The organism is Amycolatopsis sp. NPDC059021, assembly GCF_042739895.1.
GTDB lineage: Bacteria > Actinomycetota > Actinomycetes > Mycobacteriales > Pseudonocardiaceae > Amycolatopsis.
This window is the reverse complement of the sequence record NZ_JBHYIQ010000167.1, coordinates 1-14,410: the sequence shown is the minus strand read 5'-3', so window position 1 is coordinate 14,410 and position 14,410 is coordinate 1. Positions and strand designations below refer to the sequence as shown.

At 70.6% G+C, this 14,410-nt stretch carries 13 protein-coding genes; 8 read left to right on the top strand and 5 right to left on the bottom strand.

The features are described from left to right. Nucleotides 1-569: 569 nt before the first annotated feature. The gene (locus ACFWX1_RS46330) at nucleotides 570-1,226 is read right to left on the bottom strand and encodes an O-methyltransferase (RefSeq protein WP_378396317.1); all 657 of its coding nucleotides are present in this window, start codon (nucleotides 1,224-1,226) and stop codon (nucleotides 570-572) included. Between the two features lie 19 nt (nucleotides 1,227-1,245). Next, nucleotides 1,246-2,088, bottom strand: coding sequence for an ABC transporter ATP-binding protein (locus ACFWX1_RS46325; protein ID WP_378396316.1), 843 nt, complete (start codon nucleotides 2,086-2,088; stop codon nucleotides 1,246-1,248). 93 nt (nucleotides 2,089-2,181) lie between these two features. On the opposite strand from ACFWX1_RS46325, the gene ACFWX1_RS46320 reads away from it, so the two are divergent. Then, nucleotides 2,182-2,622, top strand: coding sequence for a VOC family protein (locus ACFWX1_RS46320; protein WP_378396315.1), 441 nt, complete (start codon nucleotides 2,182-2,184; stop codon nucleotides 2,620-2,622). Here the strand turns inward: ACFWX1_RS46320 and ACFWX1_RS46315 are convergent. Further along, nucleotides 2,619-4,601: an SDR family oxidoreductase gene (locus ACFWX1_RS46315; RefSeq protein WP_378396314.1), complete on the bottom strand. Its 1,983-nt coding sequence runs from the start codon at nucleotides 4,599-4,601 to the stop codon at nucleotides 2,619-2,621. The genes ACFWX1_RS46320 and ACFWX1_RS46315 overlap by 4 nt on opposite strands. Nucleotides 4,602-4,658: 57 nt before the next feature. Next, complete coding sequence (locus tag ACFWX1_RS46310) at nucleotides 4,659-4,865, bottom strand: hypothetical protein (RefSeq protein ID WP_378329073.1); 207 nt, start codon at nucleotides 4,863-4,865, stop codon at nucleotides 4,659-4,661. A gap of 249 nt (nucleotides 4,866-5,114) precedes the next feature. Here ACFWX1_RS46310 and ACFWX1_RS46305 point away from each other — a divergent pair, with 249 nt between their 5' ends. Continuing rightward, the gene (locus tag ACFWX1_RS46305; protein ID WP_378396313.1) at nucleotides 5,115-6,338 is read left to right on the top strand and encodes an NAD(P)/FAD-dependent oxidoreductase; all 1,224 of its coding nucleotides are present in this window, start codon (nucleotides 5,115-5,117) and stop codon (nucleotides 6,336-6,338) included. Here ACFWX1_RS46305 and ACFWX1_RS46300 read toward each other — a convergent pair. Next, nucleotides 6,302-7,549, bottom strand: a complete 1,248-nt coding sequence (locus tag ACFWX1_RS46300; protein WP_378396312.1) for a multidrug effflux MFS transporter — start codon at nucleotides 7,547-7,549, stop codon at nucleotides 6,302-6,304. The two genes, ACFWX1_RS46305 and ACFWX1_RS46300, sit on opposite strands and share 37 nt — an antisense overlap. A gap of 251 nt (nucleotides 7,550-7,800) precedes the next feature. Between ACFWX1_RS46300 and ACFWX1_RS46295 the strand changes: the two genes are divergently transcribed. Genes ACFWX1_RS46295 through ACFWX1_RS46270 form a run of 6 tightly spaced genes read left to right on the top strand, consistent with a single transcriptional unit; the run spans nucleotide 7,801 to nucleotide 14,314 of the window. Beyond that, nucleotides 7,801-8,661: a fumarylacetoacetate hydrolase family protein gene (locus ACFWX1_RS46295; RefSeq protein ID WP_378396311.1), complete on the top strand. Its 861-nt coding sequence runs from the start codon at nucleotides 7,801-7,803 to the stop codon at nucleotides 8,659-8,661. A gap of 1 nt (nucleotide 8,662) precedes the next feature. Then, entirely contained in the window at nucleotides 8,663-9,964 is a 1,302-nt protein-coding gene (locus ACFWX1_RS46290; protein WP_378396310.1) for an enolase C-terminal domain-like protein, read from the top strand. Beyond that, complete coding sequence (locus tag ACFWX1_RS46285) at nucleotides 9,961-10,719, top strand: SDR family NAD(P)-dependent oxidoreductase (protein WP_378396309.1); 759 nt, start codon at nucleotides 9,961-9,963, stop codon at nucleotides 10,717-10,719. The genes ACFWX1_RS46290 and ACFWX1_RS46285 overlap by 4 nt, the downstream gene beginning before the upstream one ends. A gap of 34 nt (nucleotides 10,720-10,753) precedes the next feature. Next, nucleotides 10,754-11,794, top strand: a complete 1,041-nt coding sequence (locus ACFWX1_RS46280) for a sugar ABC transporter substrate-binding protein (RefSeq protein ID WP_378396308.1) — start codon at nucleotides 10,754-10,756, stop codon at nucleotides 11,792-11,794. A gap of 5 nt (nucleotides 11,795-11,799) precedes the next feature. Then, on the top strand, nucleotides 11,800-13,305 hold the full coding sequence (locus tag ACFWX1_RS46275) for a sugar ABC transporter ATP-binding protein (RefSeq protein WP_378396318.1): 1,506 nt from the start codon (nucleotides 11,800-11,802) through the stop codon (nucleotides 13,303-13,305). Continuing rightward, entirely contained in the window at nucleotides 13,298-14,314 is a 1,017-nt protein-coding gene (locus tag ACFWX1_RS46270; protein WP_378396307.1) for an ABC transporter permease, read from the top strand. Before ACFWX1_RS46275 ends, ACFWX1_RS46270 begins: the two co-directional genes overlap by 8 nt. The last annotated feature ends 96 nt before the right edge of the window (nucleotides 14,315-14,410 follow it).

The window sequence follows — 14,410 nt, the reverse complement described above, 5'->3', positions numbered from 1 at the left end:
CGGGTCTTTGTGACAACCACCCCGGCGGGCGCGGGCCGGGGCGGGGCGGGGGGGGGGGGCCCCCACCGCCGCGCGGGGGCCCCACACCGCCCCGAACGGCGCGTTCGGGACATCCCGGCAGCCCGGTGGTCCGTGGGGGCCTCCTCAAGGGACCCAGAGTCCCTCAAGGAGGCCCCCACGGACTTGAAGATGCCGACATCGAGCACCCAATCGGGCAATGCGACCGGCATGGAGTCCTTTATGGACAGTGCTGGATTCTCCGGCGCTACCGGCCCGGAACATCCCCGCTCGCGCGGGGACCATAGCGGATCCTGTGGGCCACGGACGGGGGCGACGGGACCAACCCCGCTCGCACGGGGACGATGGTCACGGTGCTGGAGAAGTACCGCACGGCGTCCGGAACAGCCCCGCTCGCGCGGGGACGACGGCTGGTGAGGCAGCGCGATCCTCAGCCTGCCGGGACCATCCCCGCGTCCGCGGGGAGCACAGCAACGCCCAGTCGACCAGCCCGCCTTCGATGGGATCAGCCCCGCGTGCGCGGGGAACTCGGCGAGAGCGGGCGATCCTGCTCAGACGACCAGGGCCACGGTCAGGCCGTCGTAGCCTTTCGCACCCACGGTCTGCAGCGTCGTCGCGTCGAGACGGGGTTCGCGGGCGATGAGTTCGTTCATCGCCCGTACTCCGACCACAGCCGGGTCGGTGGCGCCGGGATCCGCCACCGCACCCCGGCGGACGACGTTGTCGACGACGATCATCGTGCCCGGCCGGGACAGCCGGACCGACTCGCTGAGGTAGCCGGCGAGGTTGGCCTTGTCGGCGTCGATGAAGATGAAGTCGAACGGGCCGGTCAGCCGGGGCAGCGTGTCCAGCGCCGCGCCGACGCGGATCTCGACGACGTCCTCGCCGAAACCGGCGCGCGTGAGGTTGGCGCGGGCGACGTCGGCGTGCTTCCGCTCGTATTCGCAGGTGACGAGCTTGCCGCCGTCCGGCAGCGCGCGGGCGAGCCAGATGGTGCTGTAGCCGCCGAGGGTCCCGATCTCCAGTATCGAGCGGGCGCCGACACCGCGGGCCAGCAGATTGAGCAGCTTGCCCTGGTTGGGCGCGACCGCGATGGACGGCAGGCCTGCCGCCCGCGAATCCGCGAGCGCGGCGTCGAGTACCGGGTCGGCGGGGATCATCGCGTCCGCGAGATATCCGTCTACTGTGGACCAGAGTTCCTGGGTCATGACACCTCCACGGGTCAATCTAGCCCGCGCGGTTCGCCTTCGGGATCACCAGCGGGGTGCCGGTCTCCGGGCACGGCATGACGGTGCAGGGCAGCTCGAAGATCTTCTCGACGTTCGCCGCCGTGACCACCTCGTCGGGGGTGCCGGTGGCGAGCACCTTCCCGTCCCGCATCGCGATCATGTGCGTGGCGTAGCGCGCGGCGTGGTTGAGGTCGTGCAGCACGGCCACCAGCGTCCGGCCTTGTTCGGCGTGCAGCTGCGCGCAGAGGTCCAAAATGTCCATCTGGTGCGCGATGTCGAGATACGTCGTGGGCTCGTCGAGCAGGAGCAGATCGGTCTGCTGTGCCAGTGCCATCGCCATCCAGACGCGCTGACGCTGCCCGCCGGACAGCTCGTCGACCAGCCGCTCGGCGAGATCGTCGACGCCCGTGGAGCGCATCGACTCGGCCACCACCGCGGCGTCCTCGCGGGACCACTGGCGCAGCAGCTTCTGGTGCGGATACCGGCCGCGCGCGACGAGATCGGCGACCGTGATGCCGTCCGGCGCGATCGAGCTCTGCGGCAGCAGGCCCAGCCGGCGCGCGACCTCCTTCGCCGGGTACGAGCCGATCACCTGGCCGTCGAGGAACACCGAGCCCTTGCGGGGCTTGAGCATCCGCGAAAGCGCCCGCAGCAGCGTCGTCTTCCCGCACGCGTTGGGCCCGACGATGACGGTGAAGGACTGGTCGGGGATGACGACCCCGAGGTCCTCGGCCACGGTCCGGCCGTCGTAGGCGAGGGTGAGCGCTTCGGCGTGCAGCCGCGTCTCACCGGACGGCGTGGTCCGCGCGGGCTCGGCGATCGTGTTCACGGTCTGTTCCACAGAGGTTAGGCTAACCTAGCGGCCCGCGCCCGTGGTGTTCCGTGGGTCGCATTCGCCGATGGTGACCGCCCGGTCACCGCCTAGGGTGGCCCGGTGAGCGGTTTCTACCACGCCTGTTTCGTCGTGCCCGACCTCGGGAAAGCCATGGGGGACTTCACCATTGCCACCGGGACGTCGTGGCGGCCGATCCGCGACGGCAGGCTCGGCGAATGGGACTACCGGATCGTTTTCTCCGAAGGCCCGCCGCATCTGGAGCTGATCGAGGGACCGCCGGGCAGCCCGTGGGACTGTGGCGGCGTCGCGCGGTTCGACCATCTCGGCTGGTGGACCCGGTCCATTGAGGACGCTTCGGCCAGGCTGGCCGAGGCGGGGTTCCCGGCGGAGTTCGACGCCTGTCCGTACGGCCGTCCCTTCGCCTACCACCGCGTGGACAGCATCGGAGCCCGGATCGAACTCGTCGATGCCTCCGTCCAGCCGGGATTCCTCGAGAACTGGAACCCCGGCGGCGCCCCGATGCCCGCACTGGAGGACTAGGCGCGGCGGCGCCAGAGGAGGCGGGTCAGGGCGGCGGCGACCGAGGCCGGGGCCGACTGACGCGGCAGGCCGCGGGCCTCGGGCGCGGACTCGGGCATCGCGCGATAGGCCAGGTGAGCGGCGAAACGGGCCAGCCGCGGGGCGGTCAGCGTCGCGAGTTCGGCGGCGCGGCCTTCCGGGAGGCTCAGGATCTCCGGACGCTCCTCCAGGGCCTTGACCACCAGCGCGGCCGCGCGTTCCGGGCTGCTCGACGGGATCCCGCGGTACGACGACGGCGTGATCATCGGCGTGCGCACCAACGGCATCCGCACCGAGCTGAACGTGACGCCGTCGGACAGCGTCTCCCGCCCGGTGACCTTGCCGAACTCCTCCAGCGCCGCCTTCGACGCCAGATACGCCGCGAAGCGCGGAGTGTCGGTCTGCAGGCCCTGGGTGGTGACGTTGACGACGTGGCCGAAGCGGCGTTCCACCATCGACGGCAGCAGGCCGAGGGTGAGCCGCACCGGGCCGAAGTAGTTGATCGCCATCGTGCGCTCGAAGTCGTGCACCCGCTCGGTCGACAGGCGCACCGAACGCCGGATCGACCGGCCCGCGTTGTTGACCAGCATGTCGACCGCGCCGTGGTCGGCGAGCACGGCCTTGACGAGCGCGTCCACGGCGTCGCCGTCGGTCAGGTCGCACGAGTACGCCGCGGCCTGGCCACCGGCGGCGGCGATCTCGGCGCGGACCTCTTCCAGTTCGTCGGCCCGCCGCGCGACCAGCAGCACCTTCGCGCCCCGCTTGGCCACCTTCAGCGCGGACGCGCGGCCGATGCCGGACGACGCGCCGGTGATCAGCACGACCCGGCCGGCCAGCCCGCCACCGTGCCGGGCACGGTCGGGGTCGAGGTGCTCGCGCCAGTAGCGGTAGAGCGGATGCGCGTAGTCACGGAGTTCGGGCAGTTCGACGCCGCTGCCGAACAACGCCGCGGTGGTCCGCGCGGTGTCGAACTCGACGTCCATGCTCAGATGCGGCAGGACCGCCAGCGGGATGCCCAGTTCGTCCAGTACGGCCGCGCGCGTGGCGCGCCCGCCGGGGATCCGGTCGACCCCGGCCGCGGCGATGCGCGCGAGGCGGCTCCCCGCCGAGCGGACCACAGTGGACGGTCGCGCCGGGAGCACGGCGCCGATCCGCGGTCCACCCGCCGCGCGGGAGAAGGCGTTGTAGACCTCGTGCAGCGGCTGTGGCCGGGGTGACGCGAGGTGGTAGGTGGCGCCGGAGGGCGCGTCGCGGTGCATGAGGTACTCCATCGCCGCGACGACGTAGTCCACCGGCACCAGGTTCGTCGCGCCGAGGTCGGGCGCGGCCAGCGGCAGCCTGCCGGGCAGCGCGGCCAGCCGGGAGATCGCGGGGAGGAAGTAGTACGGCCCGTCGATCTTGTCCATCTCGCCGGTCCGCGAATCGCCGACCACCGCCGAGGGGCGGTACACCCGGAACGGCACCTCGTGCTGGCTGCGTACCAGTTTCTCGGCCTCGAACTTCGTGGCGTGGTACGGAGAACCGAAGTGCTGGCCGAGGTCGAAGTCCTCTTCGGTGAACTTGCCCGCGTGGTCACCCGCAACCGCGATGGACGAGACGTGGTGCACCATCCCGGCCTTCGCGGCGGCCGCGAAGGCGAGCAGGTTCCGGGTGCCCTCGACATTGGCGGCGCGGTTGGTCTCGTCGCCGGCCGTGAGGTCGTAGATCGCGCCGAGGTGGACCACGTGGTCGACACCCGCGAACCGCGCCGCGTCGACGCCGAGCCCGGGTTCGGTGAGATCGCCGGTGACCGGGATGAGCCGGTCGGCGCCCGCCCAGTCACGGGAGAGCGCCGCCAGCCGGTCGCGGGAGGTCTCACGCACGAGTACGTGGACGGCGGTGGTTTCCTGCCGCCGCAGCAGGCGGGCGACCAGGCGCTTCCCGATGAAGCCCGTCGCACCCGTCACGAAGTAGGTGGTCATCGTCGTCCCCTTTGCTCAGGGGAGACTGTACCTACTCGTAAGTAGGAACGGTAGTTGTCACCTGTTGGCGGGATGCTGCGCGACCGCTACCACGGCGTCGCGCAGCGCGGCCCGTAGCCGTCCGACGTCCAGCGGCCCGAGCACGGCGGCTTCGCCAGGCGGGGCGACGAGCACCACCTTGTCGCTGCTCACGAACACCGTCACGTCCCTGCGCCTGCCGGCCAGATCCCGGCAGCTGATCGACCATTCGTCCCTCGCTGCCACGGTCCTCGCCCTCCGATTCACTCAGTGGTCGTGCTTCGTGCGAGGCTGGGACTCCTGCCGCCGGGGCCCGTGACGCCGGTTCACCCGATTTTCCTACTGACGGGTTACCGGCGCTATCCGGTCAATCTCTGACCAGCGCGTTTCCGTCGCGCGCGCCCGCGTGCCCCGGATTTCGCCCGGTTTCCGGTGGCGCGGCCAGGGAGTAGCGTTCGGGCGGCAGGATGGCCCGAACTTTTTGGGGAGAACGAGATGTCCGAACCGCGCAGGATCGTCGTCATCGGTGCCGGCCTGGCGGGTGCCTCCGCCGCGGGCGCGCTGCGCGAGCGCGGGTACGAGGGTGACGTGCTGCTGATCGGCGCCGAGCAGCATCGCCCGTACGAGCTGCCGCCGTTGTCCAAGGGAGTGCTGCTCGGCAGCACCGACGAGCCCGACTGGGTCCACGGTGAGGATTTCTACGCCGAAAAGGACATCCGGTTCACCCGCGGCGTCACCGCGACCCGGATCGAACTGGGTGCGCGGCTGGTGCTCGACGACGCGGGCGGGGAGCACCGCTACGACCGGCTTGTCCTGGCGACCGGATCCCAGCCGCGGACGCTGCCCATCCCCGGTGCCGATCTTCCCGGCGTGCACACGCTGCGGACCATCGACGACTCGCTCGCGCTGCGGTCGGCGTTCGACAAGGCCCAGCGCGTGGTCGTGATCGGCGCGGGCTGGATCGGGACGGAGGCCGCGGCGGCCGCCCGCGCGCACGACGCCGAGGTGACCGTCGTCGACAAGATCACCGCGCCGCTGGGCGGTGTGCTCGGCGCCGAGGTCGCCGGGGTGTTCCGCGATCTGCACACCGAGCACGGCGTGCGCTGGCGGCTCGGCGAGGGCATCGCCGAGATCACCGGCGGCCCGGACGGCGTCACGGGCGTCCGGTTGTCGAACGGCGACGAGGTCGGCGCGGACGTCGTGCTGATCGCGGTCGGCGTCGCGCCGCGGGTCGAGCTCGCGCACGCCGCCGGGCTGGAGATCGCCGACGACGGCGGGGTCGCCGTCGACGCCGGGCTGCGGACCGCCGCGCCGGACGTCTACGCCGTCGGCGACATCGCGGCGCACTTCCACCCGCGCTACGGGCACCGCATCCGCGTCGAGCACTGGGCGAACGCGAAGGGGCAGGGCGCGCACGTCGCGGGGAACCTGCTCGGCGAGAACGAGCCCTACCTCGACTCCCCGTATTTCTTCACGGATCAATACGATCTGGGCTGCGAATACCGCGGTCTCGCCGATCCCGTCACGGACGAACTGGTGGTGCGGGGCGATCTGGCGGCCCGGGAGTTCATCGCCTTCTGGCTGCGCGAAGGCCGGGTCGCGGCCGCGATGAACGTCAACGCCTGGGACGACGGCGACGCGCTGGACGCGCTCGTCCGCGCCCGCGCCACTGTCACGCCCGATCAGCTGAAGTCGGACGACCTCGCCGGGCTGGCCTGACGCGTCAGCCCCACATAGGCCAGCAACGCGAGGACCGCGAACCCTGCCATCACCAGAGCCATCGGTGTCGCGCTCCCCTTGCCGCCGAGCCCGACCAGGGGAGTGGCGAACCCGCCGACCACGAACTGCACGACGCCCAGCAAGGCCGACGCGGCGCCCGCCGAGCGCGCGTGCTCGGCCAGCGCGAGCGAGCTGGAGTTCGGCGCCACCAGCCCGATGCTGGCGATCATCACGAACAGCGGGACCAGCAGCGCGATCAGGCCCAGCCCGCCCGCGGCGGCGGCCAGCACACCGGCCCCGCCCACCGCGAACGCGATCAGCCCCGCGGTGAGCAGCGAGCGCTCGGTGAACCGGCCGACGAGCCGTCCGTTGAGCTGCCCGGCGAGCACGATGCCGACGCCGTTGAGCCCGAACACCAGGCTGAACGCCTGCGGGCTCAGCCCGTACACCTCCTGCAGCGCGAACGAAGAACCGGAGATATAGGCGAACAATCCGCCGAACATGAGTCCCGAAGCGAGCGCGTACCCGACGAACACCCGGTCGGCCAGCAACGCGGCGTACGAGCGCAGGACCTCGCCGAAGCGCGCGGACGAGCGCAGTTCGACGGGCAGCGGTTCGGGAAGCGCGAGGACGACGACGATCAGCAGCAGCGCGCCGAACACCGCCAGGGTGACGAACACGCCGTGCCACGACGTCCAGTTCAGCAGCTGACCACCGATGATCGGGGCCAGGATCGGCGCCAGTCCGTTGACGAGCATGAGCACCGAGAAGAACTTCGTCATCGCGATGCCGGAGAACAGGTCGCGCACGGTCGCGCGGGCGATCACGATGCCCGCTGCGGCGCCGATCGCCTGGACGCCCCGCGCGGTGATCAGCAGTTCCGCGTTCGGGCTGAGCGCGCACAGGACCGAACCCAGCACGTAGAGCACGAGCCCGGCGATGAGCGGACGGCGGCGGCCCAGCATGTCCGACAGCGGGCCGAGCACGAGCTGGCCGATCGCCAGGCCGACGATGAACGCCGTCAGCGTCAGCTGCACCGTCGTGTCCGCCGCGCGCAGATCGCCCGCCATCGCGGGCAGCGCGGGCAGGTACATGTCGATGGACAGCGGGCCGAACGCCGAAAGCCCGCCCAGGATCAGCGCGAACTTCAGCCGGGCCGCCCCGGCGATGCCCGTGCCCGGCGCGGCCGCCCGCGTCGCTGTGGTGCTCACTCAGTCTCCCCGGAGATCGTTTCCCTCCAAACGGAACGGGCGTCCTCCCGCGTGCTATTCCTGCTGTGACCCGTAACACCCGGTTGGCCGAGGGGTGATCCCGAAGGAGATCCGATCAATTTTCCGGACAATTCGGCCAGGACTCTGGATTGAGGGGGTGGCTCTGCGATATACATCGGATGTCTGCTTGACGGGTGGGTCGTCGCGGCCGGGGTGACCGGTGCGGCGGCGGGAGTCGGAAGGGAACGTCCGTGCAGCTGGTGCGTCTCGGAGAACCGGGAAGTGAGCGTCCGTTCGTGCGGGCCGGGGATGGTGTGCTCTACGAGCTGAGCGGCCTGACCGCCGACATCGACGGCGGGTTCCTCGCCGCGGACGGCATCGCCCGGGTCGCCACGGCGCTGAAGGAAGGCAGTCTCCCGCAGGCCGGGCCCGGCGCCGCGAGCGCGCGGCTCGGCGCGCCCGTCGCCACGCCCGGCAAGGTCGTCTGCATCGGCCTCAACTACCGGCGGCACGCCGAGGAGACCGGTGCGCCCATCCCCGCCGAACCGGTCGTGTTCATGAAGGCCTCCGACGTCGTCGTCGGCCCGCACGACGACGTGCTGATCCCCCGGAAGTCCACCGCCACCGACTGGGAGGTCGAACTCGGCGTCGTCATCGGCAAGACCGCGCGCTACCTCGACAGCGTCGACGAGGCGTTGGACCACGTCGCCGGTTATGTCGTGTCGAACGACGTCTCCGAGCGCGAGTTCCAGATGAACCGGGGCGGCCAGTGGGACAAGGGCAAGTCCTGCGAGAACTTCAATCCGCTCGGCCCGGCGCTGGTCCCGGCCGCCGGGATCGCGGACCCGCAGGACCTCGGGATGCGCCTGTGGGTCAACGGCAGGAAGTGGCAGGACTCCTCGACCGGGGACATGGTCTTCACGGTCGCCGAGATCGTGCACTACCTGAGCCAGTTCATGGTGCTGCGGCCCGGCGACCTGATCAACACCGGTACCCCGGAGGGCGTGGCGTTCGGGCAGCCTGAGCCCAAGCCGTATCTGCGCGAGGGTGACGTCGTGGAGCTCGAGATCGACGGGCTCGGCCGCCAGCGGCAGACGGTGAGGCAGGCCTGACATGGCGAAGATCGTCGACATGGAGGTGCTCGACATCCGGTTCCCGACCTCGCGGGAGCTGGACGGGTCGGACGCCATGAACCCGGATCCGGACTATTCGGCCGCCTACGTCGTGCTGCACGCCGACGGCGGCCCGGACGGCTACGGGCTGGCCTTCACCATCGGCCGCGGCAACGATGTGCAGGCCGCTGCGATCCGCGCGCTCGCGCCGCACGTCGTCGGCCGGGACGTGCCGACCGACGCCGCCGCGCTCGGCGAGTTGTCGCGGCGGCTGGTCGGGGACTCGCAGTTCCGGTGGCTGGGGCCGGAAAAGGGCGTCGCGCACATGGCCATCGGCGCGATCGTGAACGCCGCTTGGGACATGGCCGCGCGGCGCGCCGACCTGCCCGTGTGGGAGTTCGCGGCGCGGATGACGCCGGAGGAGCTGGTGTCCCTTGTGGACTTCCGGTACCTCTCGGACGCGCTGACCGAGCAGGAGGCCCTCGAAATCCTGCGCGCGGCCGAACCGGGCCGCGCCGAGCGGATCGCTCAGGTGAAGGAGCGGGGCTACCGCGCGTACAGCACATCGCCCGGCTGGCTGGGCTACTCCGACGCGAAGCTCGTCCGGCTCGCGGGCCAGGCCGTCGCCGACGGGTTCGACATGATCAAGCTCAAGGTCGGCGGCAGCGTCGAGGACGACGTCCGCCGGATGAAGCTGGCCCGCGAGACGGTCGGCCCGGACGTGCGGATCGCGGTCGACGCGAACCAGCGCTGGGACGTCGCGACCGCGATCGGCTGGATGAAGGCGCTGGCGCCGTACGATCCGTACTGGATCGAGGAGCCGACGTCGCCCGACGACGTCCTCGGGCACGCCGCGATCGCGAAAGCGCTTGCCCCGATCCGGGTGGCCACCGGCGAGCACGTCCAGAACCGCGTCGTGTTCAAGCAGCTGTTGCAGTCAGGCGCGATCTCGGTGCTGCAGCTGGACGCCGCGCGCGTCGGCGGGGTGAACGAGAACCTCGCGATCCTGTTGCTGGCGGCCAAGTTCGGCGTCCCGGTGTGCCCGCACGCCGGCGGGGTCGGGCTGTGCGAGCTGGTGCGGCACCTTTCGCTGTTCGACTACGTGGCGGTGTCCGGCAGTGACGTCGACCGCAGCATCGAATGGGTCGATCATCTGCACGAGCACTTCACCGATCCGGCGGTCGTGCGCGACGGCCGCTACCTCGCCCCGGCCGCGCCCGGGTTCTCGGCGCGCATGCACGACGCGACGCTGCGCCGCTTCCGGTTCCCCGACGGTCCTGAATGGACGGAGGACGTTCAGTGAGTGAATTCGAGGGCCTGGTCGCCGTGGTCACCGGTGGCGCGTCGGGGATCGGCCTCGCCGCCGCCCGGCAGCTCGTCTCGCGCGGTGCGCAGGTGGCCGTGCTGGACCTCAAGCCCGACAACGTCCTGGAGCCTTTGGCAGGCTTCCGCTGCGACGTCTCGTCCGACGCCGAGGTGACGTCCGCGATCGACGCCGTCGTGGAGCGGTTCGGCCGCCTCGACATCCTGGTCAACAACGCGGGCATCGGGGCACAGGGCGACGTCACCGGCAACAGTGACGACGAATGGCACCGCGTGCTCGACGTCAACGTCGTCGGCATGGTCCGGCTGAGCCGGGCCGCGCTGCCGCAGCTGCGCCGTTCGCCGTCGGCCGCGATCGTCAACACGTGCTCCATCGCGGCGTGGGCCGGGCTGCCGCAGCGCGCGCTGTACTCGGCGAGCAAGGGCGCGGTGCTGTCGCTGACCCTGGCGATGGCGACCGACCATCTACCGGACAAGATCCGGGTCAACTGTGTCTGTCCGGGTACCGCGGACACCCCGTGGGTGGGCAGACTGCTCGATGCCGCCGCCGATCCCGAGGCGGAACGGACCGCGCTCGCCGCGCGGCAGCCGATGGGCAGGCTCGTCACCGCGGACGAGGTGGCGAACGCGATCGTGTACCTGGCGAGCCCGGCCGCCGCTTCGACCACCGGTACGGCGCTGGCCGTGGACGGCGGGATGTACGGCCTGCGCCCGCGCGGGCCTGCTAACAACTGAAGACTTGGTTTCCGCTGTCATCAAGGAGGATGCGGTGCGTACGAGGGTGATCCAGGTGGCCGCGGCGGCCACCGCGCTCGGCCTGGTCCTGGCGGCCTGTGGGTCCACAAAGGACAAACCGGCCGGCACGGGCGGCTCCGCGCAGGGCGGCAAGGTCGGCGCGACGCTGCCGCTGCTGACGTCGCCGTTCTGGCAGGCCTACAACAACTACGTCCCCAAGATGGCCCAGCAGTCCGGGCTCGACGCGCTGCCCACGGTCAACGCCGACAGCGACCCGGCGAAGCTCATCACCGACATCGGGACGCTGCTCAACCAGGGCATCAAGGGCCTGGTCGTGACGCCGCTGGACTCCGCGGCCGTGGTCGCCGGGCTCAAGCAGGCCGAGAACAAGGGCGTGCCGGTGGTCGCGGTCGACGTCGCCCCGGAGGGCGGCAAGGTCGCGATGGTGGTGCGCGCGGACAACAAGGCCTACGGCACCAAGGCGTGCGACGCGATCGGCGCGAAGGTCAAGTCCGGCAAGGTCGTGCAGGTCATGGGCGATCTCGCCTCGGTCAACGGCCGTGACCGGTCCGAGGCGTTCCGGACCTGCATGAAGACCAAGTACCCGGACGTGCAGGTGCTGGAGATCCCGGCGGAGTGGAAGGCCGACAAGGCCTCCGCGGGCCTGGACAGCCTGCTCACCGCGAACCCGGACATCAAGGCGGTGTACATGCAGGCGGGCGGCGTCTACCTCGCGCCGACCGAGGCCGCCCTCAAGCGCAAGAACATGTTCTTCCCGGTGGGCGACCCGAAGCACGTGGTGCTGGTGAGCAACGACGGCATCCCGCAGGAGCTGGCCGCGATCAGGGCGGGCGAGCTGGACGCCACGGTGTCCCAGCCCGCCGACGACTACGCGAAGTACGGCATGTACTGGCTGAAAAAGGCGATGGCGGGGGAGAAGTTCAAGCCCGGCCCGACCGATCACAACAGCACCATCGTCGAGGTCAGCCCCGGCATTCTCGAGGACCAGCTGCCCGCCCCGGTCGTCACGAAGGACAATGTGGACGACAAAGCCTTGTGGGGTAACAACTTGTGAGTGCCATGCCTACCGTCCCGGTGGTGAGCGCGCAAGGCGTCGGCAAGCGCTACGGCCCGACCGTGGCGCTGGCCGACGTCAGTCTCACCGTCAACCCTGGTGAGTCGCACGCGCTCGTCGGGCGTAACGGCGCGGGGAAGTCGACGCTGGTGTCCATCCTCACCGGACTGTCCAAAACGGATACCGGGGCGGTGTACTTCGGTGGTGAGCCCGCCCCTTCGCTGTCCAAACAGGACGACTGGAAGCAGCGGGTGGCGTGCGTGTACCAGCACGCCATGGTGATCCCGCAGCTCACCGTCGCGGAGAACCTGTTCCTCAACCGGCAGTCCGGCGGCAGGCTCGCGATCGGCTGGTCGCGGTTGCGGCGCCAGGCGCGGGAACTGCTGGACTCGTGGGGTGTCGCGGTCGACGTCGACACGCCGGCGGGCGAGCTGTCGGTGGAGGACCGGCAGTTCGTCGAGATCGCTCGTGCGCTGTCCTACGGCGCCCGGTTCATCGTGCTCGACGAGCCGACGGCGCAGCTGGACAGTCAGGCGATCGAGCGGCTCTTCGGGCGGATGCGCCAGATGCAGGAGAACGGGGTGACGTTCCTGTTCATCTCGCATCACCTGCACGAGGTGTACGAGGTGTGCCAGGCGGTCACCGTGCTGCGCGACGCGCGGCACGTGCTCACCGCGCCGGTCGCCGAGGTGGGCCGGGCCGAGTTGGTCGACGCGATGACCGGCGAGAAAGGTGGCCTCGCCGTGCGCGACGCGGCTTCGCGGGACCCCCTCGCGGAGGACGCGGCGGAGGTACTGGCCGTCGAGGGGCTCTCCGGGGACAGCTTCCAGGACGTGTCCTTCCGGCTCCACCGCGGCGAGGTCATCGGACTGGCGGGCAGCAACGCCAGCGGCAAGCACCAGGTCGCGGAAACCGTGTACGGGCTGCGTTCCCCGACTTCCGGAACGATCACTGTGGACGGAGAGCGGTTGCGGCCAGGCGACATCCCCGCTGCGCTGCGGGCCGGGATCGGCTGTGTGCCGAGGGACCGGCACCACGAAGGGTTGGTGCTGGAACACTCCATCGCCGACAACGCGACACTGTCTATTTTGGACCGCATCGGCCCCGGCGGGATCGCGTCGCCGCGCACGCGGCACGCGAAGGCGTCGCAGGCACTGGCCGACTACGACATCGTGGCGGCCGGTGCCGAACAGCCGGTGTCGGACCTTTCCGGCGGTAATCAGCAGAAGGTGGTGCTCGCCCGCGCGCTGGCGAGCGATCCACGCGTGGTCGTGCTGATCAACCCGACCGCGGGTGTCGACGTGAAATCGAAGGAGGCGCTGCTCGCGGTCGTCGACCGGGTGCGCGCCGAGGGCAAGGCGGTGTTGATCGTCAGCGACGAGCTGGACGATCTGCGCCTGAGCGACCGCGTGCTGGTCCTGCGTGCGGGGCGGGTGGTCGCCGAACACCAGGCCGGCTGGTCCGACGGTGACCTCGTGGCCGACATCGAAGGAGTCCAGCTCGGTGACTAATCTCCAGACCGATCCTCAGACGGCGGCCCTCGTAGCACCGGCGAGGCGCCGGAAAGCCGTGTGGCTGCGGGAACTCGCGCTGTTGCCGGTGCTCGTGGTCGTGTTCGTCATCGGCGGGCTGATCAGCGACACGTTCCTGACCTTCGACAGCATCGTCGGCATCCTGTCCGCGTCGGCGGCGCTTTCCCTGGTGGTGCTGGGCGAATCGCTCGTGCTCATCACCGGGAAGTTCGACCTCTCGCTGGAATCCACCATGGGCATCGCGCCCGCGATCGGCGTCATGGTGGTCATCCCGGCGGCGTCGGCGGGGTTCGGGACCGACCTGCCCGCCTTCGTCGGGTTGCTGCTGATCCTGGTGGTGGGCGCGGTGATCGGCGCGGTCAACGGGTTCCTGATCGTCAAGCTGAAGCTCAACGCCTTCATCGTGACGCTCGCGATGCTCACCGTGCTGCGCGGCGTGCAGATCGGTGCCACCAAGGGCAAGACGCTGTTCGACCAGCTCGACCCGTTCACCGCGCTGGCGACCACGACGTTCGCCGGGCTGCCGATGTCGGTGTGGCTGGCCGCGGTGCTCTTCCTCGTCGCCGGCGCCGTGCTGCGGTATCACCGCGTCGGCCGGGCGCTGTACGCGATCGGCGGCAACCGCGAGGCGGCGCGCGCGGCCGGTATCCGGGTGGACCGGATCTCGTGGCTGGTGTTCGTCGTCGCCGGGGTCCTCGCCGCGATCGGCGGGCTCGCCTACACCGGCTACGTCGGCGCGCTGGGCGCGGACCAGGGCAACGGCATGATCCTGCAGGTGTTCGCGGCCGCGGTCATCGGCGGGATCTCGCTCGACGGCGGCAAGGGCTCCCTGGTCGGCGCGCTCACCGGCGTCCTGCTCCTGCAGTCGGTGACGAGCCTGCTGCAGGTGGCGCACGTGCCGCCGGAGTGGATGAAGGCCATCTACGGCGCCATCATCCTGATCGCCCTGATCATCGCCCGCTACGCCGGCGGCAAACCCCAGACGTAACCCTCGGCGGTCATGATCATCCGACGTTCCGTGAAGGCCTCCTTCACAGCGCTCAACGCTGTGAAGGAGGCCTTCACGGCCCACGCCTCGGAGGGG